Annotated in this window: 23 protein-coding genes and 1 tRNA gene; 5 read left to right on the top strand and 19 right to left on the bottom strand. The window is 36.4% G+C overall.

Features of this window, described 5'->3' with window-relative positions; genetic code table 11:
• Window positions 1–18: 18 nt before the first annotated feature.
• The gene (locus OB236_RS23820; protein ID WP_262686226.1) at window positions 19–1635 is read left to right on the top strand and encodes an ATP-binding protein; all 1617 of its coding nucleotides are present in this window, start codon (window positions 19–21) and stop codon (window positions 1633–1635) included.
• 53 nt (window positions 1636–1688) lie between these two features.
• On the opposite strand, the gene OB236_RS23815 is transcribed toward OB236_RS23820, so the two are convergent.
• The 4 genes from OB236_RS23815 to OB236_RS23800 form a co-directional block, all read right to left on the bottom strand.
• Window positions 1689–3167, bottom strand: a complete 1479-nt coding sequence (locus tag OB236_RS23815) for a copper amine oxidase N-terminal domain-containing protein (RefSeq protein ID WP_262686225.1) — start codon at window positions 3165–3167, stop codon at window positions 1689–1691.
• 95 nt (window positions 3168–3262) lie between these two features.
• Window positions 3263–4174 (bottom strand): sugar phosphate isomerase/epimerase family protein, encoded by a 912-nt coding sequence (locus tag OB236_RS23810; RefSeq protein WP_262686224.1) that lies wholly within the window; start codon window positions 4172–4174, stop codon window positions 3263–3265.
• 22 nt (window positions 4175–4196) lie between these two features.
• The gene (locus OB236_RS23805) at window positions 4197–4517 is read right to left on the bottom strand and encodes a YfhH family protein (protein WP_262686223.1); all 321 of its coding nucleotides are present in this window, start codon (window positions 4515–4517) and stop codon (window positions 4197–4199) included.
• Window positions 4501–5532, bottom strand: coding sequence for a phosphotransferase (locus tag OB236_RS23800; RefSeq protein WP_262686222.1), 1032 nt, complete (start codon window positions 5530–5532; stop codon window positions 4501–4503). The genes OB236_RS23805 and OB236_RS23800 overlap by 17 nt, the downstream gene beginning before the upstream one ends.
• Window positions 5533–5632: 100 nt before the next feature.
• Here OB236_RS23800 and OB236_RS23795 point away from each other — a divergent pair, with 100 nt between their 5' ends.
• Window positions 5633–5860, top strand: coding sequence for a hypothetical protein (locus OB236_RS23795; protein WP_076235946.1), 228 nt, complete (start codon window positions 5633–5635; stop codon window positions 5858–5860).
• Between the two features lie 18 nt (window positions 5861–5878).
• Here the strand turns inward: OB236_RS23795 and OB236_RS23790 are convergent, their stop codons facing one another.
• Window positions 5879–6814, bottom strand: coding sequence for a hypothetical protein (locus OB236_RS23790; RefSeq protein WP_262686221.1), 936 nt, complete (start codon window positions 6812–6814; stop codon window positions 5879–5881).
• A gap of 198 nt (window positions 6815–7012) precedes the next feature.
• On the opposite strand from OB236_RS23790, the gene OB236_RS23785 reads away from it, so the two are divergent.
• Window positions 7013–7085: transfer RNA gene (locus tag OB236_RS23785), tRNA-Val, on the top strand.
• A gap of 20 nt (window positions 7086–7105) precedes the next feature.
• On the opposite strand, the gene OB236_RS23780 is transcribed toward OB236_RS23785, so the two are convergent.
• From OB236_RS23780 to OB236_RS23755, 6 genes are all read right to left on the bottom strand, one after another.
• On the bottom strand, window positions 7106–7486 hold the full coding sequence (locus OB236_RS23780; protein WP_262686220.1) for a hypothetical protein: 381 nt from the start codon (window positions 7484–7486) through the stop codon (window positions 7106–7108).
• Window positions 7487–7494: 8 nt separating this feature from the next.
• Entirely contained in the window at window positions 7495–8610 is a 1116-nt protein-coding gene (locus OB236_RS23775; RefSeq protein WP_262686219.1) for a tyrosine-type recombinase/integrase, read from the bottom strand.
• 3 nt (window positions 8611–8613) lie between these two features.
• Window positions 8614–8814, bottom strand: coding sequence for a helix-turn-helix domain-containing protein (locus OB236_RS23770; protein WP_262686218.1), 201 nt, complete (start codon window positions 8812–8814; stop codon window positions 8614–8616).
• Entirely contained in the window at window positions 8815–9270 is a 456-nt protein-coding gene (locus OB236_RS23765) for a hypothetical protein (protein WP_262686217.1), read from the bottom strand. It lies immediately after the preceding gene.
• 37 nt (window positions 9271–9307) lie between these two features.
• The gene (locus OB236_RS23760) at window positions 9308–10396 is read right to left on the bottom strand and encodes a replication initiation factor domain-containing protein (protein ID WP_262686216.1); all 1089 of its coding nucleotides are present in this window, start codon (window positions 10394–10396) and stop codon (window positions 9308–9310) included.
• A 178-nt stretch (window positions 10397–10574) separates the two neighbouring features.
• Window positions 10575–10766, bottom strand: coding sequence for a hypothetical protein (locus tag OB236_RS23755; RefSeq protein ID WP_262686215.1), 192 nt, complete (start codon window positions 10764–10766; stop codon window positions 10575–10577).
• 189 nt (window positions 10767–10955) lie between these two features.
• On the opposite strand from OB236_RS23755, the gene OB236_RS23750 reads away from it, so the two are divergent.
• On the top strand, window positions 10956–11426 hold the full coding sequence (locus tag OB236_RS23750; RefSeq protein ID WP_262686214.1) for a helix-turn-helix domain-containing protein: 471 nt from the start codon (window positions 10956–10958) through the stop codon (window positions 11424–11426).
• Window positions 11427–11502: 76 nt separating this feature from the next.
• Here the strand turns inward: OB236_RS23750 and OB236_RS23745 are convergent, their stop codons facing one another.
• Window positions 11503–14721 (bottom strand): KAP family P-loop NTPase fold protein, encoded by a 3219-nt coding sequence (locus tag OB236_RS23745; protein ID WP_262686212.1) that lies wholly within the window; start codon window positions 14719–14721, stop codon window positions 11503–11505.
• 140 nt (window positions 14722–14861) lie between these two features.
• Here OB236_RS23745 and OB236_RS23740 point away from each other — a divergent pair, with 140 nt between their 5' ends.
• A complete protein-coding gene (locus OB236_RS23740) occupies window positions 14862–15572 on the top strand; it encodes a nuclease-related domain-containing protein (RefSeq protein WP_317259384.1) in 711 nt (236 codons plus the stop codon).
• A gap of 348 nt (window positions 15573–15920) precedes the next feature.
• Here the strand turns inward: OB236_RS23740 and OB236_RS23735 are convergent, their stop codons facing one another.
• From OB236_RS23735 to OB236_RS23705, 7 genes are all read right to left on the bottom strand, one after another.
• Window positions 15921–16154 carry a hypothetical protein gene (locus OB236_RS23735; protein WP_262686211.1) on the bottom strand — a complete coding sequence of 78 codons (234 nt, stop codon included), beginning with the start codon at window positions 16152–16154 and terminating at the stop codon, window positions 15921–15923.
• A 5-nt stretch (window positions 16155–16159) separates the two neighbouring features.
• Window positions 16160–16678 carry a sigma factor-like helix-turn-helix DNA-binding protein gene (locus OB236_RS23730; RefSeq protein WP_262686210.1) on the bottom strand — a complete coding sequence of 173 codons (519 nt, stop codon included), beginning with the start codon at window positions 16676–16678 and terminating at the stop codon, window positions 16160–16162.
• Window positions 16679–17349: 671 nt separating this feature from the next.
• The gene (locus tag OB236_RS23725; RefSeq protein ID WP_262686209.1) at window positions 17350–18111 is read right to left on the bottom strand and encodes a hypothetical protein; all 762 of its coding nucleotides are present in this window, start codon (window positions 18109–18111) and stop codon (window positions 17350–17352) included.
• A 317-nt stretch (window positions 18112–18428) separates the two neighbouring features.
• Window positions 18429–18824, bottom strand: a complete 396-nt coding sequence (locus OB236_RS23720) for a hypothetical protein (protein ID WP_262686208.1) — start codon at window positions 18822–18824, stop codon at window positions 18429–18431.
• A gap of 183 nt (window positions 18825–19007) precedes the next feature.
• Window positions 19008–19667 carry a hypothetical protein gene (locus tag OB236_RS23715; RefSeq protein ID WP_262686207.1) on the bottom strand — a complete coding sequence of 220 codons (660 nt, stop codon included), beginning with the start codon at window positions 19665–19667 and terminating at the stop codon, window positions 19008–19010.
• Between the two features lie 283 nt (window positions 19668–19950).
• Entirely contained in the window at window positions 19951–20559 is a 609-nt protein-coding gene (locus OB236_RS23710) for a hypothetical protein (RefSeq protein WP_262686206.1), read from the bottom strand.
• Between the two features lie 58 nt (window positions 20560–20617).
• Window positions 20618–20932, bottom strand: coding sequence for a hypothetical protein (locus OB236_RS23705; protein WP_262686205.1), 315 nt, complete (start codon window positions 20930–20932; stop codon window positions 20618–20620).
• Between the last annotated feature and the right edge of the window lie 196 nt (window positions 20933–21128).

Raw genomic sequence — 21128 nt, 5'->3', positions numbered from 1 at the left:
AAGAAGGAGTAAAAAGGCATGGGCTATAATTGGATACTATTCGGCTATACCGTCGTGATCTGTGGTTCTTCCATTTATTTCGAAAGATCCTTACATCCGGCTCTACTTGTCCTGATAGCAATTTTATACATCATCGCTCATTTCACAGAGAAACGGCTTGTGATTTCAGTTTTTCTTCAAATCGTACTGCTGATTGCTTTTCACTCCGTCAGTCAAATGGCCTGGTGCTTGCCTCTTTACTTTGCGCAAATCGGCAAACATTTTCATAAAATTCGAACACCTGGCTCAGCGGTACTTGTCAGCCTTCTGTACACCTTAACCTTTGCTCTGATATCTTACTCTTATATGAAGCTTACCCTTTATAATGTCTCTGCATTTTTATTCAGTTCGATTAGCTGCCTTACCTTTGCTTTTCTGTTTTATCAATACATATATGTTCTTCGAAACCAGACCCAGCAACTGGATAGTGAAAAGAAGCATCTGACTACCCACGACGCGCTCACTGGCCTATATAACTATGAGGAATGTCATCGTCAGCTAGGCAAGCTGGTTCAGCAAGGGGCACCTATTGCGCTAGTATTGATCGACTGCAAGGATTTGAAATCACTGAATACGGCCAATGGCTTTCATGGTGTAAACCGAATTTTGAAACAGGCTGCTCAATTACTGCGCATTATGTTTCCGGAAGCATTGCTTATTTCCCGCTATGGTGGCGACGAATTTGCTATCGTGTTGGAATCGAATCATATAGGGCAGCTGACCCATAATATCGAGCAACAGCTTACCGTTGACTTTCCGAAGCTAACTGGCATAGAAATGAACTTTGGAATGGCTTTTTATCCTAACGATGGCGAGTATAAGGATGATTTGATCTTTATTGCGGAACGCAATCTGTATATGATGAAGAGGGAATCCTGGCTGAAACGTGAGGAGCATATGCTTCGCTCAGAGAAGCTCAGAGTGGTAGGGGAATTGGCCTCCGGCATGGCTCATGAGATTCGTAATCCACTGACAACCATTAAAGGCTTTCTTCAGCTTTCCAGAGCAGATAATTTCAATGTTCGTCCATGGTACGATCTGATTATGGATGAAATTACACGCATGAGCATGCTGACTGCGGAATTTCTCCAGTTCTCCAAACCACATGCGACCCAATTTAAAGTACATGCCATAGATGATTGTATACAAAGAGTCCTCTCTCTATTGGATTCGGAAGCAGCACGACTGGGGCATGAAATTCAGTTCGAGCATGCCGGGCAACCCTTGTACCTCATGATGGATCAGGACAAGATGCTGCAGCTTCTGTTGAATTTAATCAAAAATGCCTTTGAAGCGATGGAAGAGCAGGGCTTTGTACGTGTTCATCTGTCCAATCATAATCAGTCAGCAGTCATTGAAATATCAGATACAGGCAGTGGCATACCTCAGTCCGAGCTGGAAAAAATCTTTTTACCTTTCTATACGACCAAAGATTCGGGTACGGGTCTCGGGTTATCTATTTGCCATAAGATTGTACAGGATCATCAAGGCACAATGGAGGTTGAAAGTGAAAGCGGTAAAGGCACCAAGCTGACCATTACCATCCCTCTTGCTTCTCATGATGCATACAGTACGGAAACTTCACCTTCCCATTAAAAAAAGATCCTACAAGGCTAAGTTAGCCCTCTAAGATCTTTTTTTATTATATGCTAAGTCGATTCCATAAGCAGGCTGCTGCCTGATTCATCCCAGCGTGCGGTCACATCGAACAAGGCTTTCAGATCATCGATCGCTACTACGAACTCAGCACCCATACGCCTGACTCGCTGGTTCAGCTTGATTGTGATTCCATTGACAGCCGCTTGCTGTTCATCCAACCTCAATTGAACATCCCTCTGCTTGTAATGCGCTTTAATTCGTCTGCCTCCATCGTTATCCGTAGTTCGCTGCTCTTTTAGACCTTGAACGGTCTCATCACTGAATAAGCGCAGTGGCACATACAGATTACCTTCTTTATCCTCATAACGCTTGACTGGCGCCAAGGGCATCCCATTCATAACCATATTCATAAGGGGCCATTTGTCCATTCCATCTCTTTTCAACATCGCAGTTAGTCCTCTGCTGGAAAAAGAAGGAGGTATCGCAAGTAGTTTTTTTGAAACGGGCTCATAGGTAAACCAATTCATATAAAATGGTGTGTAGACGAGCTGATTGCTTTGTGGATCCAGCGCCCAAATCTGAATAAATCCGTTAAAGGAAGCCGTGGAATCGGTATCCCTTAGTGCATTCATATCCAGATTAACCTCTACAAGCTCTTTGCCAATTGTATTGATAGTCGTTGTCCAGTTGATCGGCTGTCCGTCTTTAAAGCTAACTACGTGAATCCCATATTGGATGAGCTGGTAGTTTTGAGTGGCAGCAGAGGTAAACACTAAACGGTTGGTAGCGTCCTCCCTATCTTCCACTGCTTGCCATTGCTTGATCTCGGGAAGTCGGATCGGCTCCTTCCTGGACAAACCAGCCAATTGCTCCCAGTATTGTCTCAGAACAGGCAGTGACTGCGCAGAAGGAATATACTCATTTTCGTGACGCAGCATATTCACAATATTCGCCGACTTCGAGGACAACGGATTCCCCCCCACGCCGAACAGCAATACATAATCCTCAGCCATAATCTCGCCAGGATCCCACTTATGTACATAAGGAAGGGTACTGCCTGACCATCGAATAGGAAAACCACCAAGCTGCCTAACCTTGGCCCAGACTGAAGACTCTGTAAGCTGTCCTGGAGAAGCACTTTCCTTTTTTTGCAGCCAATAATAGGTAAAATGATGACCATATTCATGGGTCAGGGTACGTACCACCGGAGTAGCCTCGACTTCAAACAACCTAATCACTTGGGTATCCGCATTGTAACTGCCAACTCTTGAGCCGCTCTTCCCCTCACTTGGACCCGGGTCCAAAATGACTTGCTTCAGAGCCGACAATTCTTCACCATGCTCGCATTTGAGTAAACTCTCATACAGCTCCTTTAATTTCTGCTCATTCCATACGGTGCTGTAGCTTACAAATTGGATTCCTTCAGGACTCTTATAAGCTGCAGATTCCAGCCTTTGTGCAACAGCCTGATCCGTAAAGATGACAAAGATCGCAAGTAAAATACCACAAACGGTTAGGCTTAGTCTCATCGGTTGTCCCCACCTCATGATTGATAACACTATCACCAATTATTGATTCTCTCGTAATTATTAGCTGTTTAATTAACGATATGCTCGGATAGCTGTTACTTACCGCTAGATTGCACGGCGAGCTTCCAAGCCTCTTCACCTAATCTCTTCAATACAAGCGCCTGCTCCCATCGATCCGAGATCTCTGTACGTCCACTCGATGCGTAGGTTGGATTCGTGATCGCATAATCTGGAGGACCAAGCTCCGGGACGAATGGCAACAGGTCGCCAGGCTGTGCATCCTTTAACCAATATCCGATCCCTCGCTGCCACCAGTCCATATAATGCCTCACCATCGGATGTTCTCCATTCGGTCCTATATCGACTTGGACCTGCTCTCCATTGGACACGCGCGCGTGAATACTGGAGGTACGTTCCAACAGGCTCTCAAACAGCTCTGACACCCTGTTTAAGACGTTCTCGTCGTTACCGGTAACTTCACCTGCCACTATGTAATGGGACAAATCAATGGTCAAACGCAAATCAGGAATCGCCTTTACGTACTCCACTGTTCGATGTAAATCCTGAGTTACACGACCGCGATGGGTTTCAACAAAATAAGGCATATGCGCAGAGCAACCTTCTCGCACCAATCCTTCCAGCAATTTGATCGCAGGCTGACCGATTACGAAGGAATCCATCACCTGGGAATTCACATACTGCACTCCGAATTGCTTGGCAGCCTTCAATAATTGTGTAATATCTTCAGGTCTGCCAGGAAACGAATGAATGCCGAAGCTGAAACGATAATCATCAAGCAATCGGCGCCATAAATCCGCATCCGGACCTTCAGGCAGACGCCCCATAATACCAGTAAATCCGGCTTCTGCAATCTTTTCGAATTTCTCTTCTATTGTCCATTCTCGTTCACCATTACCTAATCCGATCATAGCCCACCAGGACTGTTGAATATCCAAGCGCGGCGGGTTCATACTCTGATCACCGGCGAATCGTGTAGCTTTACTCATATTTACACCTCCTTCGTGTATTTTAATCTCCAACCTGCTCATTCATCGCAATTTTCAGCATCGATATGGGAAAACTCGCCTCTTCAGCATTGCCCACAAGCGTCCCCCAGCCCATGATCCCATTGACATACTGCAGCCGGAAACGATCATCCGGTTCACCTTCAATTTCATACAACCCGGGGGAATAATCAGCAGGCTCCAGTGTATAAGCTTTGGCTGTGTAATATTTACGCTCTAACAGTTCCTTCTGGCTGGGAAACTCAGCGCGGGACATAGCATCTACAATTTCATGAAGCTCCTCTTCAAGTTCTAATGCATTCATTTGACTAAATAATTTCTTCATCAGCATACTCCCCACTCCCGTATAAGATCCAGCATTCCATGAGGCGATGCTTATACAATTCAAGCCATTCCTGAACCTTGGCAAAACCGATCAAGTAAGTCTGTGGTTCATCACGGGGATCAATCCCGGCCCAATGTCTTCCAAGGAAATGGATACACAAGACGACGCTTCTGAGCAAAATAAGCTGCGGCAATGCAGCAATCTCATCCGCATTCAAGCTTCCAGATTGTCCATACCCTTTTATAAAGGCTTCAATAAGCTCCCAGCGATCTCCCTGATATCGAATGATCTCATTGAGAAAAACAGCCGCATCCATTACCCGCAAGTCCATCGTTACAAACTCAAAATCCAATATGCCCGTTACCCCATCGTCATCGGCAAGTACATTGCCAGCCACAAGATCCGAGTGCACCAACTGAACTGGCAAACGACTCCACACAGGAATCGCCTGTTCAATCCGCTGTATTTCTTTGCTCAGCTGCTCAGCTTCCACCGATGCTTCACCCGATTCCATATCCCTCAGCCAAGCATTCAGCCTTTCCCGATTGACCAAAGGATGGATTTCATACAGCTCATAATACCGTTCATATGCAGCTTCAAGAGGTACAACCAATTGCGCCATTTCACCAACCAGCTCTCCCATTGCGCAGCCAATCGACTGAACATGCACGACCTCGGATAAATCAGCCCTTGAACCCTCAATATACTCGAACAGCACCGCAAGCTGATTAGCTTGTGTTCGCACGTAGGTATCCCCAGATAAAGCCACGATTGGCGAGGGTATCCGATAAGAGAGCTTGCTCTGTTGAAGCGCTTGCAGTACAGCGTGCTCATAACGAACCTTGTCCAGATCCGCGTGGTTCTCGTAAATGCGCAGCACATATTTTCGATTCCTATACAGGATAAAGCGGGTTGTATTGTTCACTCCGCTCTCCCCTGTCTCGACCGTCCAAACCCCATTGTTAAAATATTGCTGAACGATCGCATCCATGTTGCTAACTTGTGAATTTATCATAAAGGCTCCTAATATTGACCAAAAATTTAAAATTATTCAGCCTATTTTAATGAAAATGAGGTATAATTAGGACAGATTGTAAGGGAAGGGAGAACCGTTTATGAAAACTGAAATTTTGTTTCATGACCACAAGATTCCCGTTCGTTTTATCTCCAGCGATCAGAAGGCGATACCCTCATTAATCCAAGCACTTGAACACCGCTGCACACAACCAGAAGAACCCTCACTAGCATTGTTAAATCGTATTGATTTGATTGAAGTCGTAGGAAACAATGCTATCTTATACACCTCTATCGAAGAGGAAAGTATTCTACTGCCGCTCAGCTAATGAGCGGTTTTTCTTTTGTTATTTCCTTGGCACTCCAGATAATCCAGCTGCCACATACTGCTTCTCCACACCGGTTAACCATACCCATGATTTGAACAGCTGACCCTCTGGCTTCACCTGCTCATACAACCCCTTAAATCCCACAACAGCCGCTTCTATACCAGTTTGACCGAACGAACGAAATAAAAACTGTGTACGCTCCTCGTCGCTTTGTAAAGCATACAGGCTATCGAGAAGTCCTGCATTGGATTCATCCAAACGAATCATATCGGACCATACGACCAGTCTGCCGTCAGGCTTCAATAGAGATAACAGCAGCCGGTTATAATCGGCCACAAGGCTATTGCGTAAATACATCAAGGCCTCCATGATCTGCCCGACCTCTTGGCTGCTATATTGGTCGGCATATCCGGATAGCTGTGTCAAAGCATGAATATAAAATAATTGAGTATGAACGGATGAGGAAACAACCAATGAAAAGCTTTTTTTCAAATGCGGAAGGGCCTCGTATCTTCTTGCTTCAAAAGAACAATTCTTCACATAAGCAGCAATTTCTGCGGCAGGAGCATGATTAATCAGCATATCCTCCCAAGTCTCGTAGAAATGAATTTGATCCAGACATGTATAATCCACATTGGTTAGCGATTTAATTTTACCAGAGTAAGTACCCACGCTTAGCTCCAGCACTTCTTCTATTGAGTTAGCTTCTGTGTCCAGCACCGTTACCTGCGCAAATCGATTCGCCAATTCCGGCAGATCGAGATCACCATGATTACCAGCACCCAGAACAGCAGCTCTATCTTTATTGGAAATAGAATTCACGGCATGCTCCAATAATTCGCGGACATGATGCCGATGTGTACCCCATTCACGTCCACCCCAATCAACGGCGCTATCTCCATTATTCGTCAATACACCTTGGATTGGCTGAAAAGGCCGATGAAAATCCTTCATAAATTATCCCCTCAATCTGCTCGTTGTCGTATGAAAATATTATAGCATAATTGCAACTTGCAGTTGTAGGTTATCTTGTTCACCATAGGAATCAAGGCAGGTAAATAAGGATATAAATCACCGCATAGGGACAATTTTTAAAAAAGGAGTTGACAATTCTTTATATCGTTGGTATATTACTACTTGTCGCTAAAACATGACTTGTTAGCTCAGCTGGGAGAGCACTATCTTGACAGGGTAGGGGTCAGTGGTTCGAGCCCACTACAGGTCATACACGAAAACCCTTGATAATCAAGGGTTTTTCTTCTTGAATTTTATCAAATCATTATGAAATACTTCTAAGTAAACCTCATCGGTCACCGATTGGTCACCCCACCTTATTTGACTATCTTCACTTGCCAGATTACCGAAGGATATTCGTCCAATTCTTTTGTTATCTAAATATTTTATTTTTGCTTTATCATGATATCCATATCGATTTATAATGAAACCCACTACTATACATTCACGACCTAAGTTTTTTAAAGATTTACTATTTAATAAGCTTGGCTGTACTACCTTATATATTCTTCCAACAACTAAATCTGTGATCCTAAAACAATACTCTGTGTTCTTGGAGTATCTTACCGCCACTCTATAGCCACCTATTAGAGAACCTACCCATAATCCCATTTATTCACCTACTCAAATAATAATTTACCGAATTCAGCTGCTGCTTCTTTTTGCATGCTAGGCATTAAGTGACTGTATGTGTCCAGTGTAATTCGAATGTCTGCATGGCCTAATCTTTCTGCAACTATCTTAGGGTTAACACCTTGCTTCAATAGAAGTGTCGCATGAGTATGTCTTAAATCATGAAACCTTATTTTTGTTAATTTTGCATGACTGATAAGTCTATAATATGAGCGCATTAAATTTCTTGGAATTACTGGTGTACCAACTGCTGTACAAACAATAAGATCGTTATCCGTGTACAAAGGGCTATTTTGCTTCTTCTCTAACTCTATGAGCCGTTTATGCTTTTGAAGAATTTGCAGGGTTTCTAGAGGCAAATGTACCTTTCTCATGCCTGCTTTGGTCTTTGTCCCTGTCTTAAGTGTTTTTCCATCATGACTTAATGTTTGTATGATACTAATCGAAGAATTTTCTATATCTAGATCTTTCCATCTAAGCCCTAAAACTTCTGCTTGTCTCATTCCAGTAGTAGCTGCTAGGATAAATGCTACATATAGCCTATCATCTTTGGCAGCGATCAGAAATTCTTTGACTTCCTCAATAGTCCAAACACTCATTTCCTTTTTATAAGCTTTGGGACGGTCAACTAGGGAGGCAACATTTTTTGAAATCAACCCCCAACGTTCTGCTTTGTTTAAAGAATCTTTGATAAGAGAATGTATTTTTTGGATATTTTCTTGAACAAGACTTCCCTTAAGCACGAGATCATTATAAAATTTTTGAATAATCATAGGAGTAAGTTTTGATAATTCTACATTACCCAAGTATGGGTTGATATGCTTATCAACTAACCATCTGTAGTTGCTATATGTAGAAGGCATAATATTAATTTGTTTATCATGAAGCCATTGATTCAAATAATCACTAAATAGAATTTTAGACGGTTCTACGTAGGTTCCTTTATTAACCTCGTTTAGAGTTTCTGCCAGTGCTGTATTTGCCTCCTTCTTAGTCTTAAATCCTCTTTTCTTTTTCTGAATTCTTTTTCCTGTTAACAGATCCTTGCCAAGATCAATAACAAAATACCATGTGTTGCCTTCCTTTTTTACAGATCCAGACATCTTTTATTCCTCCTGGAGCGGCAAATTACCTATAAGCCATTTTTCAAATACTGATTTTGCTACCTTTATTCGTTTTCCTGCACGAACTACATGAAACTGTCCAGAATTAACTAATTCATAAGCTTGCCTTCTACCGATACCAAGAATATTTTGAATATGTGTAACATCTAAAACAATGGGAAGCATTTCTAGAGTAGAAATCATTTATTCAATCTCCTTTTTTTTATCCATTAATGATTTCCAAAAAGCCTCTTCTTCTTCGTCTATTTCTTCAACTTGATCAAGAATATTTTTAAATTCAGAATGTTTATGAAGATTACTACTAGAAAAAAATTCTATAAATTCTTTAACAATATGAATGTTGGGTTTATCCATTTTATATGACGAATTGTGTTTTATTTTCTTGCCGATTGTATCAATTATAGAAATTATTCTCTTCTCAAAACTATAGGGATCATCTTCAAATTCAAATTTAAAATCCATAGAATCTACAAGTCCATTAACGACCTTTAATGAAGTATCATTATTACCAAATCTATTTTCATTAGCACCATCCTGAATAACAACGGTGATTCTGTTTCCATCAAAATCATTAAAATCAATTACTTTTAAGGGAATATCTTTCTCGAAAACTTGTTCGAATAAATTTTTTTTAGCCATTTGTAGTCTCCTTTTTGAATATGAGTTTTAATTTCAGTTAGTCATTATCTGTAGATGTGGTAACAGGATGCAAAAATCTGATTCTCCTCCTATTTTTTTCAACCTCAAAGGTCGTGTTCTTTTTGAGTAAATTCACTTCAAACCATGACTTAATTACATCAGATGTATTCGTAATGGAATCATGGTCACTTATTGATGCGACGGACATCATTAACCCCGCGGCTTGATCAAGAAGCTGTTTTAGATTCCCTTGTTTAACTGATTCCCGAATCAATGGGGTTGGTTCATGAGATAGGTCTGCCTTCTGAATATGTTTCCATTTTCTTTTTATTTTCCATCTAGAGACATTATCGCTGCTGGGTTGTCTAATCGTTAACCAATCAACTGTGAGGTACACCCATAATTCATCAACCTTTGCAAATAACTGCTCAATATTATCAATTGTGAATTCCTTTAAAACTTCACGTCTTAATTGGAACTCAACCCTCCAAACTTCGTTTTCAGAATTCCAGCCATTCTCATTCCACACATCAGTAAACCATGTTTTACCTGATTTTTTAATTTCTAGAGATTTATTGTAGATTCTAGCCAACATCGGGTTTCCTCTACCGACGGTGAAACCACTAAATTTACGTCCGTTAGTGTATTCTTCATTCACAAAATGTTCTGTTTTACTTTTAGCTCTGGTAACAACACCCTTAACATCATTTTGAATAAATTGAACCCGATCTGTATCAGCACATATGTCGGCCCGTGAAAGTCTATTACTTATTGGTATTACACCAAAACATTTAAACCACTTCATAAAATGGTCATATGCCTTTTTATGACCATATGACCAAATATAACTTGACATAAATCTTACGAATACTGGTGAATTTGATTTCATTTCATTTTCTGCAAATGCAATTGAAAAATCCTTACAAGATAACTTGTACGCATAAAACCTTTGTCCATTTCTATGCACCGTTAGAAGCATGCCTTCTAAGGGAATTGATTGTTCTATCCCCGTCAGTTGAGCAAACTCTTTTAGTTTTTTGAATTCAAGAATAAATGATTCAAAGGAAGAGTTATAGTTTTCAAAATCTAAACCAAACTCTAAAGTGTCAAAACCCTTTACTAGCAATACTTTCGTCCCCCTACTGTTGTATTTTCCACCCAGCATGTTATATGGTTGCTGGGCGACGATACTATCGCCTCAGCCTTGACATGGAGCCTCTACAAATCATGCAGGACAGGCTTTACGGCCATGCCACGGAGTGGCCTGTCCGCCAAATCAGCCTTGCATGACTTGCCCCTCCATATCAAGGCCGAGCCGGTGCGTCGCTCTGCTCCTTACCGGTTTCGGCTGCGCTTTCCAAGCTACGCCGAAGTAAGGCCACTTTCAATGATATTTTCCTTTCAATATTATTTTGAATTGCACGAGACTTAGATAAAGCTTGTAGATAGTTTTCAAGTTCATTAATCAAATTTAATACATTAATTAACTCATCCATATTAGATTCCACCTCCAAATCAACAAATTGCGTTAGTTATTCTTTTAAACAAAAATAACCTTTTTGGTTATTTAGTGTCTTTATTATACTAACGATTTCCGTTAGTTTCAAGTTTGTTTTTTTAATTTTTTTATTTCCGTTAAAAATGTTAAAATTATAACAACTCTATGAAACGGGTGGTTATTAATTATGGATATTGACATTCTATTTAAAGAGACAGAGTTTAATGTAGGAAAGCGCATTAAAAAACTAAGAAAAAAGTCGAAATTTACTCAGATTGAATTAGGGGAAAAGATTGGAGTATCGTCCCAGGTTATTTCGAATTGGGAGAGGGAGTATAGTGATCCATCCCCTGATGACTTTACAAAATTAGCTGAAGTGTTTAATGTTACAACTGATTATTTATTACTGGGATTAAAAGAAGACGAATTAAAAGATATACGTTTCGTTGAGCGAGTTAATACTCCATTAATAGATAAATTAATAAACTTTTCTAATAAATATGGAACTGATTTACTTACTCAGATTTTAGATAATGAAATAGAATTAGAACTGCTTTTTAATAACAAACAATTAGTCCTTAAATATAAAGAAAAAAGGATAACAAATGCTGAGAAGTTAAAATTACAAAGTATGGTTAAGCTATTGTTGGACAAATAATTTCCACAATAAATTATTTAATTTCTAAAAAGTCCCGAGATATCATCTCGGGACTTAAATAATATTATTATGTTTTTCAGGAAGCGATCTTTGCTTTAAGAGCATTTAATAAAAGCTCATTCTCCTCTTTTTCAAATCTTATATCTTCAATCAAAGCAATTATTTTTGAACTTTTCTTTTTGGGGATGTTCTCAGACTCTAGTTTGCCAAGTATTGTTATAGCAAACAATTGCTCTTCGATGTTTTCTTCTACCAATAGTGGTAACACCCTATCAATTAGAATTCCGATATCATTTTTGTTAAATAATATAAGGTTAGAAAAACTAGTTTCTATTAAGGATTTAAATCTTTCATCTTTTTGACTAGAGGTTTCACCAGTAAGTTTCAGCAAGCTCTCTTTAATAAATTTATTACCTTCGCTAATTTGTTCTATAATAAAATCTACTGCACTTTGCAATTTTGTATAATCATCAGACAATCGCAGAATTGTTTCTACCACCATAGCTATATTTTCTTGATTTTTGCTATGACCAATGATTTTAAGTAAGACTTTTTGCTGTTCTTGATTAGTAATTGATGAAATTTTCTGTTCAAAAAAATTATTAACTATGTTATTATTTAGTGCCTCGATAATTGTATTCTCAACAATAGTAATTTGTGAATTATCAAATAGAGATTTGAAAAGAATATCAACAATTTGATTTGCTTGAGATTCATTAACGCCTATTAGTTTTCCATCTTTGGATTCAACTTTTCTGATTATATTACTTAGTGAGTTTACAATTATTTCTTTTTGATCTAACTCATTCGTACTTTTATATTGATTTATTAGCTGTTCAACGAAAGGATAATCAAAAAGATCATGTGCTAGAATAATCTTATCTAGCGAGATGATAGCTTGCAAACAGAATTCTTGTACGCCACAGGTCAAAAATCTAAGAATATAATCCATGCTACTGTGGTTTATCGATGAAATATTATTATAGTATACTTCCATAAACTTTATTGAGGTTTCAATTGCAGTGATCAAATCTTGATTTCTGTAACCTAAAGAGAAATAATTATTATATAAATATTCAATTTTATTGTTATAAATAGTGTAATTTTTTTCTAAAGTCTCTTGTTTTATGTTTAAATAATCCAAGCTTTCGTGAAGTACATTTTTAAGTAATGGAATATCTACACTGTCTTGTATAATAGCTGATAACATTGCTAAATAATTATTTTTGTTACTTTCACTCAAAGCCTCACTAGCGTTAACATGATGTAAAAATTTAATACTTGAAGATTGCGTAGATTCATTAAAATCCACTAGAGTAAGAGTCGAAATTACTTTATTAAAAAAGTCATTATTTATAAGTACATTTATTTGTCCTTTTTCCTTGAGGATCTGGAAGTATTCTTCAAAATTTGAAATATCCTTAGTGATAAACTGTGTAAAAGGTTCTTTTATTAGTGAAAGTGACTCTAAATCATCAATGTAATAACTTACATAGCTCTTAATTAAATTTGAAGTTGTATCTTTAGTTATTTCCTCTGCAATAAAATCCCTTAGAAAGAGAACATTTTTTTCTGAAAGTTTTTTTGAAAAGGTTATAAGATTATCACGATTTAATTTTTGTAGAATCTTTTTTATTCGAGTATCATTAATAATTCCGCTAATGCGTTGATAATGTTTTTCAAATAGGAGTTCATATTCATTCTCATTTGTAATAGTTAGTATTAGGTTAATTATATTGTATCCTCTTGTTTCGATAAGATTATACTTATTTACAGATATCTCCAATTCCTCAATAATTACTGAAAATAATTTATCTGGTGTAAATGAATTCGTATTTAATATTTTTTTTATTTCGGACCAATTTTGCGAAAAAATTAGTTCCTTTAAATTATCAGGCATATCTCTGTTAAAGTCTTGAATTCTCAAGAATAATTCTATGTTTTTTTCTTCGATCGTGATAGTTTTTTTAAAATATAAAAATTGTTCTTCAGTTAAAATAATGTTACTTGATCCATAGGAGTTAATCAAGATATAGTTTAAATTTTCAAACTTATATTGTTCCGAAATAATATGTTTATTGATTTCAGTTAAAATCGCGGGATTATTGTTTATTGAATCATAAAGTGAAGGCCATTCCTCTTTTAGGATAAGCAATTTGGCTAAGAAGCGAATATTACTTGTAACAGATCCGCTTGGTATTAATCCATTTTCTTCTTGCCTCTTTGCAACTTCCCTCTCAATCGTGAGATTGTTAAGGAATTGAATTATTCTTCTAGGGTTTCTAGAAAACTCATGTGAGATAATATCAGCAATCTCAGCTGAAAAACCCAAGTTATTTTCAGCAATCAAATTACTTGTATACTCAAAAAGATCTTTACTATTGAACTTTTTTATCCTTAGAAAAACATTAAAGATTTTTCTTAGAAACTCTTCTCCTTCATAATTTTTATCGAAATTAAGATGCCTTTTTAAGGCTTCATCATCAACCGGTATTATAAATATACAATTTTCTTTCTCAAGAAAGTTTTTCACCGTTAATAAGAGTTCTGTTGCAGTTGCTTTATCACAGCGATCAATGTTATCAATTATAATCACTAATTTTTTTGTTTTCCTTTTGCTGGTCAACGTTGCAATCCACTTTTTAATTATGTTGTCGTTATTTTTGGTAGACTCGTTAACTATTTCATCGAAAATCTCTTCAAACTGTTCAGGTGAGAAAAACTTTGGTTTACTTATAGTAGTTTTATATTGTATAAAAAGTTCTTTTAGTAAAGCTAGTATTGCTGAGCTGACAGCACTTATCATTGTAAAAGTTAGTTTCAGATCTGATGACTGCCCTGTAAACCATATTAACAAAAAAAGAAATGGTGAAAAAATTATGTAGTTTAGTAATCCTGTTTTATTAACACCTAGTTTATAACTTGATTCTTCTGATATATCATGATAAATTCTTAAATCTGTTTCTTTAAATTCTAATTCTAATTTATCAACTAGTTGAATTATAAAACTTCTTCGAAAAGCGTCGTTAGAGTATTTCCAAGCATCATATGTCATTGTGATAATACCATCTTCATTTTCTAATCTTTTCGTTAAAGTATCGATTATAGAGGATTTTCCTGATCCCCAAGTACCGAATAATCCAATTGTAACTGGATTAGAATCTTCCTTATTCGAAATTAATCCATGCAATGTGTCCGAATAAACTCTAGTACCTAGTAAGTCCTTGTTATCAAGATTTATTGTTTCATCCTTTAATAAAGTGATTTCTTCTGTATTAAAATTTACAATCGACAAGGTTAAACCTCTTTTCTTATAATAATTCATAATCTACATATATTTTACATTTAATACTTACGATAATCTATGTTTTTTTAGTTTCAATTATTTAAACCATTGTTTTAAAGGGCAAGAGTTTAAATAAATAGGTATGCCGAATTAATGGGGGTAATCATCTGTTTAAGAAAATATTAGAGTTATTCAAGACATCGTCTAAAAATAATAAATCTCATGCAAAACAAAGCAAGCCAAAAAAGAGGATTGAGTCTACTCGTATTGGTGGGCTAGGTGAACACAAAATAAACATCCAACTAGACCAGCTTCCAAAGGATTGTAAATACTTAAGTGATATTTTAATTATAAATCCCAAATCCAAAACCGGTTATTCTCAAACCGATCACGTAGTTATTACGCCATATGGTTTATTCATCATCGAAACCAAAAACTACAATGGTGAAATAAAAGGTAATAAAAATGATAAGTATTGGTCTGTGAGCAATCGTTTTAAAATGTATAATCCATTTATGCAGAACTACGGGCATATAAAAGCATTAGAGCAAGTTTTAAGTGAGTTCAAACCCTTAACATTTATTTCAATGATCTCATTTACAATGCGTTGCAGATTTAGCGTAGACCCTGAACTAAGAAAAATTCATTCTAATGATCTAATTGTGTATGATGTAGAACTTTCAGAATTCATTCAGAGGAAACTATTGAGATTCAAAGCGGAATCACCAGAATCAACACTTGGAGAGAGCCAAATAAATAGAATTTATGAAATCATTGAAAATGCCAATATTACCGATCCTATGATTAGAAATGAACACAATAAAAAAGCTTCCGAAAATAAGAAAGCCTCTACTAAATAAGAATGGTTTATGGTCACATTTTTGGTCACACACTTGCGTTTCTTATCGGATATTAACGGTTATGAAAAGAATTATAGCGGCTAAGAAAGCTTATTGAATTGAGCTCACAGGACATATCAGGAAATCAATAAACCTCTGCCAATTAATCTTGACAGGGTAGGGGTCAGTGGTTCGAGCCCACTACAGGTCATACCGAAAAACCCTTGATACATAAGGGTTTTTCTTCTTTTTCAGGGTTAATATTTAATCGTAAATCCCCCCTAAAATGTGCGTGATACGAATTTGATACGAATTGGATTTGAAAATAGTTACTGCTAGTCACTATTACATATAAAAGAAAGGCAACGACTAAGCCCCGTTGCCTTCTTTTTGTATAAAATTAAGTTGTGTTCCCTCAAGCCAATCTCTAAAAACCAATTTACTAATATATAATTCCCTACCCGCTTTAGCTACATGGAACGGGGCATTTCCCAAAAATTCATAAGTCTTTTTCTGGCTCATCTTCATGATTTGCTCAATGTGCTTTGGTCTCAAAGTCATCGGATATCCGTCCCAATGACAATGATTTACTGTTGCTTCCAAAGACTTCACCTCCTCAAGAATAGATTACTTTCCAGTTCTTTTCGCACTTTACTATCAGCCCGCTCTACATACTTCTGAACGCTGCTCTTAGCTAGCTTGAGCCTAAACGCGATCTCGTCATACGACATCTTGTCTGCTTTCGCCATGGTATAGCATTGCTGCTCTCTACTTGACAGCCGGTGAAGAGCTTCTTTTAATGCAAAGCGCATATCCTCCGTGATCTCGAAGGAATTAGCCTGGTCTTCTGGGTCCGGCTGTGCAAAGTTCTCCATGATATGTGGTTCCAAGAAAATCGTATTCTGATACGCAGATCTTCGTTCTATTCCTCTACGATTCCTCGGCGTACGAGCTGTACGCATCCATTCAATCGCATAACTCACATCAGAGATCATGTTGGAGAGAAGTCCTAGTTCAATAGGATCTTTTGTTCTTGCTCTCGCTAACTCCAACTGCCGATGTGTACCGTGATATGAAGCCTTTAAATCCGCAATACTAGTTGACCAGGCTTGTGTAATTTGTTCCATTCCCCTCACTCCTCATGATATAATGGAAGTGAGAATATTCGTTCGCCCCCGGTGACTTCCCCAAGACGCCCGGGGGCGATTTCTGTTACAGGGTGACTCCGGTTTGCTCCAGATAGTTCATTATATGACAAATATGAATTTTGCGGACTATGTGGAAATCATGAAATATTTTGACAATTATAATGAAGAAAGAATAATTGAAATAAAGCAAAATATTAATAATAACATTTCAGCGGTGATATACTCTCTTTTGTCATATGAAGAACAAATGCAACTAGTTATGAATTTAAAAAATCTTCTACTCTAGTTAGATTTACAATGGTTTGATTTTGCCCAGAGTTTATTTGAATTTTATCATCCAAAGAATAACGGCGTGAAATTAGAAGTTGAAAAGAATGATAATTTTCCTGTTCCATTTATTCCATTGTTTTTTGAAGCAGCTAAAAAGAAGGAAATACTTGTAAATTGGAAATAGTTTATTATGAGAAATGAGCGCGATTTAAATCTTACTGAAATTGAAGAAATTGCAGATGATATAAAAGATTTTTACAATCTCAGGAAAAATAAAATTCTGTCTAGACGCAGCAAATCCGAATAAGGCCTGGAAAGTTTGATATGCTTTAAGAAAGACAAAAAGCCGCGGCAGATGCTGCGGCTTTTGCATATATTTCTCAATCCTCTTTAATATCTCCGTACTTTTCCATTAAAATTTGTTTGCTTTCGTTATATGTGTTTTCCTCAATAATCCCATTCTTATGAAGTTGACTTAGCGAGTAATATAATCTCTGATGATAGGTGACGCCTAATGATTCCTCATCATAATCATCGTCAATCTCATCAACTATATTAAAAAACTTTTGTTTTAGCATTGTGTAAAAATTATTTTCAATAAGTGATTCTATTTCAGAAATTGTAAAACCTATAATAATCGTATTTCTAGCTAATAGGAGTTTTCTTCGTTTTCCTTCCGCATATTGCCAGGGGCTCCCATTCCTCCCCCTGCTGAATGATTTGTAAGAACTAAAAACCCCAACCTTACAACGCTTTGATCTAAGCAATTCATCTAAATCTACAACTTCACGAACAGATATTGATTCTGCATGATTTTTCGATTCCCCAACCATTCTTAAACCAAGGTAGTTATAAATAAATGGGGGAACCAGCGTATCAAAAAAATCAATTATATGATCAAATTGGTTATCTCCTTGCGTAATATTCGATTTAACCTCAGCAATATTTGAAAATCTTTGGTACACATAAGTCATCAGATTCTCTAATGTTAACCCTTTCTGTTGCCTTGTCCCTTGAGTTAATGCTATTTTAGTTGCCTCAACTAATGAAAGAAAATGCTGGCGCTCTGGTTCAGTTATTGGTTTCCAAATAAAATGATCTGGAGCATTATTTATAAATTGATTATATGATATTGTATCCATGAAACCCTCTTTAATGTAACTGGGATGGGATCTTTTTTACGAAAACTATTCTAATATCATCTTTAATTAAATTGCTTTGACATTCAGGACAAGAGGAATGCGTGTTTAAGAAACGATGCAATTCTAAAGGTGTATTATGCTCAAATCCATGCACTAATTCCTTATCAGGATTATCACAAAATACAATGTATTTAATTCCCAATGATGATTCATATGCAAGTTGCATTAGTAACTCATTCACTATTTTTAATGGTATATCAGATTTTCTCGAAATAAAATGTGGAGATACTGTATCGTCCGGTCTTAAAATGGTTAGTTCATAATCCAGTTTCTTCAGAAGATCCAGAGGTAGACTTAATCGCTTGTTTATATTTATTAAGCGTTCGAAGAACATTGTCTACTACCTCCTTTTCAGTAACTGCTGTATTATATTTTTTCAAAGAATAATAATGGCTATATTTATTTACTATATATGGATGTTTCCTAATGATTCCATTATTGTATCTATGTTCAAGAATTATCCCCAGTGATACAATATCACCATGCTCCCACATTAATTCAACAATCTTTCTTGATTCAGCGTGGCTAAACGCCTTGCCTCTAGAATTAGCTTTGAATTCTAAAACACCTTTATCGGAATGTTGAAGAAAAATTTCAAAATTAGTGGTTTTTAATACAGGTCCGTGTACAATAACCAATTCACTTTCATACATAATTAATAATTCCTTTTTTAAACGTAATTGAAAGTCCTCTCTTTGAAAAGACTTCTCAATTTCAGTAAAGGAATTTACAAAGGTTATTAAATGATTTTCTTCAAATAATTCAATACGTTCTTCAATTATTGGATTATTATGATAAAAATATTCCTTAGTGATTTTAAAAAGTGCATTAAGAATCTAGTCGGGCTCTTGATAATCAAAACGAACCACTTGGTTTTTAAAGCTATGCATTATAATATATGTTAATTTGTCAATATCTCTTTCTTTAACCTCACCCATTATTGAAACTAATTTAACCGTCGGATGCATTAGTAAAACAAAATGCTTAAATTCAAAATCCATAATAATATAAGATAAATATATATCTTTTTGAAGCTCAAACTCACCTGTATCCGAGTTTTTCTCATGTACTTGAGACGGTGCAGCAAGCGTAAAAACAAGTTGTTGAGAGGATAGGCAACAGATATCAACAATTTTAATTTCATCTAAACTATCTTTATTTATGTCATATATAGGTGTTATTTTCTTTTTTACATTCTCAAATAATAATTCTATTGAATTAGAAATAAACACTTGATTAGATGTGGGCTCATATACAAATAAGTGATTATTCCCTTCAAGGTTTACATGCGAAAGCCAATTTGTGAAAACATTCATGGGAATAATATTAAGCATTAAAGCATCTATTACATTTCTTTGGTAGGCTTCATTCGTTCGCCCAGAATTTATACCATAACTTAATTTCATTTTATCTAGATGAGAACTCCCTGCCTGCTTCAAAAAAAGTTCTATATTATACTTTTGATTATCTGTCAAGTCAGAATAATAATCAACCATAGTTTTCCCCCACTATGTTACAAAATAGTATCAAATCAATTGAAAATCATTGAATAAACACATGATATAGTAAAATCACTGCATAAACTGTCGTATATTTTCGAATGAAATATGCTTTATTAATAAACATTACATTATCGGACGAGAGCCGCAGCATCTGCTGCGGCTCTCGTCACTCAATTCATTAATATTCCATTTGGCAAACGGTAAATTAATACCAAATACCAGACGAGCCGCAGTAACTTCAAAATACGCCAAATCTTGTGTTTTTATTATGGTATGATTATAAATCTACGGATTTTGTTTCTTTAGAAAAGATACTTACTATTAAACTAAAAACAACAAGTAAAGCCATGAAAATAATGTACACAGCGTTTAAAAATGCAACTACAGAAATCCCCAAACCAACAAATGGTATGGATTGTATCCATTGCATTATTTCATATAACCAAAGAGTGAAAAAATTTACAGCTGGTTTAAAATCATACATTGAATAAATGTAGTATAAGAGTCCAGCTAAAACGATTATGTATCTATAATTAGCAAATTTATACGCTACATAATCTCCATCTTTTTCAGCTTGCGATTTTGCTTGAGTAGCTCCCAATATGCCATTTAAAAATAAAAACGTGCCGCCCACTGTAGCATTTAATAATGACGATACACCATGGTTCACGCCAACTACCGTAAGGGCTGCAAATGATGCCAAAAAATAATATGGAACGCACATTAATAGAAATAAAACAACCCATCTAAATTTTTCATTAAATATAAGTAAGGAAAATGCTACTGGAAACATCGCAATTTTCCAAAGCAAATTAATTATCATAAAAACAGCAGCTATTGACCATAAAACCTCAAACCAATCCCAACTCATAATTTCTAACCCCATCAATTTCCCCATCGGTTGAGGGATTGGCTATTTATTATCAAATGTTGTTTTACATTATTCAAATATCTTTCAATTCAATAGAATCCCCACACTCTTTACAAGTGAATGTCACATCAAGAAGCTCAGTGTATATATCCACTTGTTCGATAATATTCTGTTCGACGAAATCCCTTATATTTTCTTTGGATTCCGTTGTTAATTTAGCAATAAAATCATCCTCGATCTTCGGCTCACTAGAATCTACATAAGATATTGTTGCGTAAAACTTATTCTCTTTCCTTAATGTAGAAGTTACATCTGATTGATTATCCTCAGTCGGATTTAATACCACAGCATGTCCACAGTTACTGCAGCTAATAATTACACTGATCACAAAGAATTCCTCCTTGGCCTCTAACGCATTTTATATTCACTGAAAGATTCAATTCTTCTCTTTAGTACTATGGTAGAGCCAATAGAGAAACATACTGATCAAAAAAATAATCTGGACGCCTCCAATAGCAATCGGCAGAAGGACTTCCCATAAAAGAAAATCCCATCTATTCCAAAAATTAATCGGTGATGTTTTT

The sequence above is a fragment of the Paenibacillus baimaensis genome (assembly GCF_025567575.1).
The sequence above is the reverse complement of the archived record's forward strand: the minus strand, read 5'-3'. Positions and strand labels throughout refer to the sequence as shown.

Bases quoted from the DNA above. Each gene is read 5' to 3' on its own strand.
- OB236_RS23820 (WP_262686226.1), top strand. From the start codon at position 19: ATGGGCTATAATTGGATACTATTCGGCTATACCGTCGTGATCTGTGGT.
- OB236_RS23815 (WP_262686225.1), bottom strand. From the start codon at position 3,167: ATGAGACTAAGCCTAACCGTTTGTGGTATTTTACTTGCGATCTTTGTC.
- OB236_RS23810 (WP_262686224.1), bottom strand. From the start codon at position 4,174: ATGAGTAAAGCTACACGATTCGCCGGTGATCAGAGTATGAACCCGCCG.
- OB236_RS23805 (WP_262686223.1), bottom strand. From the start codon at position 4,517: ATGAAGAAATTATTTAGTCAAATGAATGCATTAGAACTTGAAGAGGAG.
- OB236_RS23800 (WP_262686222.1), bottom strand. From the start codon at position 5,532: ATGATAAATTCACAAGTTAGCAACATGGATGCGATCGTTCAGCAATAT.
- OB236_RS23795 (WP_076235946.1), top strand. From the start codon at position 5,633: ATGAAAACTGAAATTTTGTTTCATGACCACAAGATTCCCGTTCGTTTT.
- OB236_RS23790 (WP_262686221.1), bottom strand. From the start codon at position 6,814: ATGAAGGATTTTCATCGGCCTTTTCAGCCAATCCAAGGTGTATTGACG.
- OB236_RS23780 (WP_262686220.1), bottom strand. From the start codon at position 7,486: ATGGGATTATGGGTAGGTTCTCTAATAGGTGGCTATAGAGTGGCGGTA.
- OB236_RS23775 (WP_262686219.1), bottom strand. From the start codon at position 8,610: ATGTCTGGATCTGTAAAAAAGGAAGGCAACACATGGTATTTTGTTATT.
- OB236_RS23770 (WP_262686218.1), bottom strand. From the start codon at position 8,814: ATGATTTCTACTCTAGAAATGCTTCCCATTGTTTTAGATGTTACACAT.
- OB236_RS23765 (WP_262686217.1), bottom strand. From the start codon at position 9,270: ATGGCTAAAAAAAATTTATTCGAACAAGTTTTCGAGAAAGATATTCCC.
- OB236_RS23755 (WP_262686215.1), bottom strand. From the start codon at position 10,766: ATGGATGAGTTAATTAATGTATTAAATTTGATTAATGAACTTGAAAAC.
- OB236_RS23750 (WP_262686214.1), top strand. From the start codon at position 10,956: ATGGATATTGACATTCTATTTAAAGAGACAGAGTTTAATGTAGGAAAG.
- OB236_RS23730 (WP_262686210.1), bottom strand. From the start codon at position 16,678: ATGGAACAAATTACACAAGCCTGGTCAACTAGTATTGCGGATTTAAAG.
- OB236_RS23725 (WP_262686209.1), bottom strand. From the start codon at position 18,111: ATGGATACAATATCATATAATCAATTTATAAATAATGCTCCAGATCAT.
- OB236_RS23720 (WP_262686208.1), bottom strand. From the start codon at position 18,824: ATGTATGAAAGTGAATTGGTTATTGTACACGGACCTGTATTAAAAACC.
- OB236_RS23715 (WP_262686207.1), bottom strand. From the start codon at position 19,667: ATGGTTGATTATTATTCTGACTTGACAGATAATCAAAAGTATAATATA.
- OB236_RS23710 (WP_262686206.1), bottom strand. From the start codon at position 20,559: ATGGGGTTAGAAATTATGAGTTGGGATTGGTTTGAGGTTTTATGGTCA.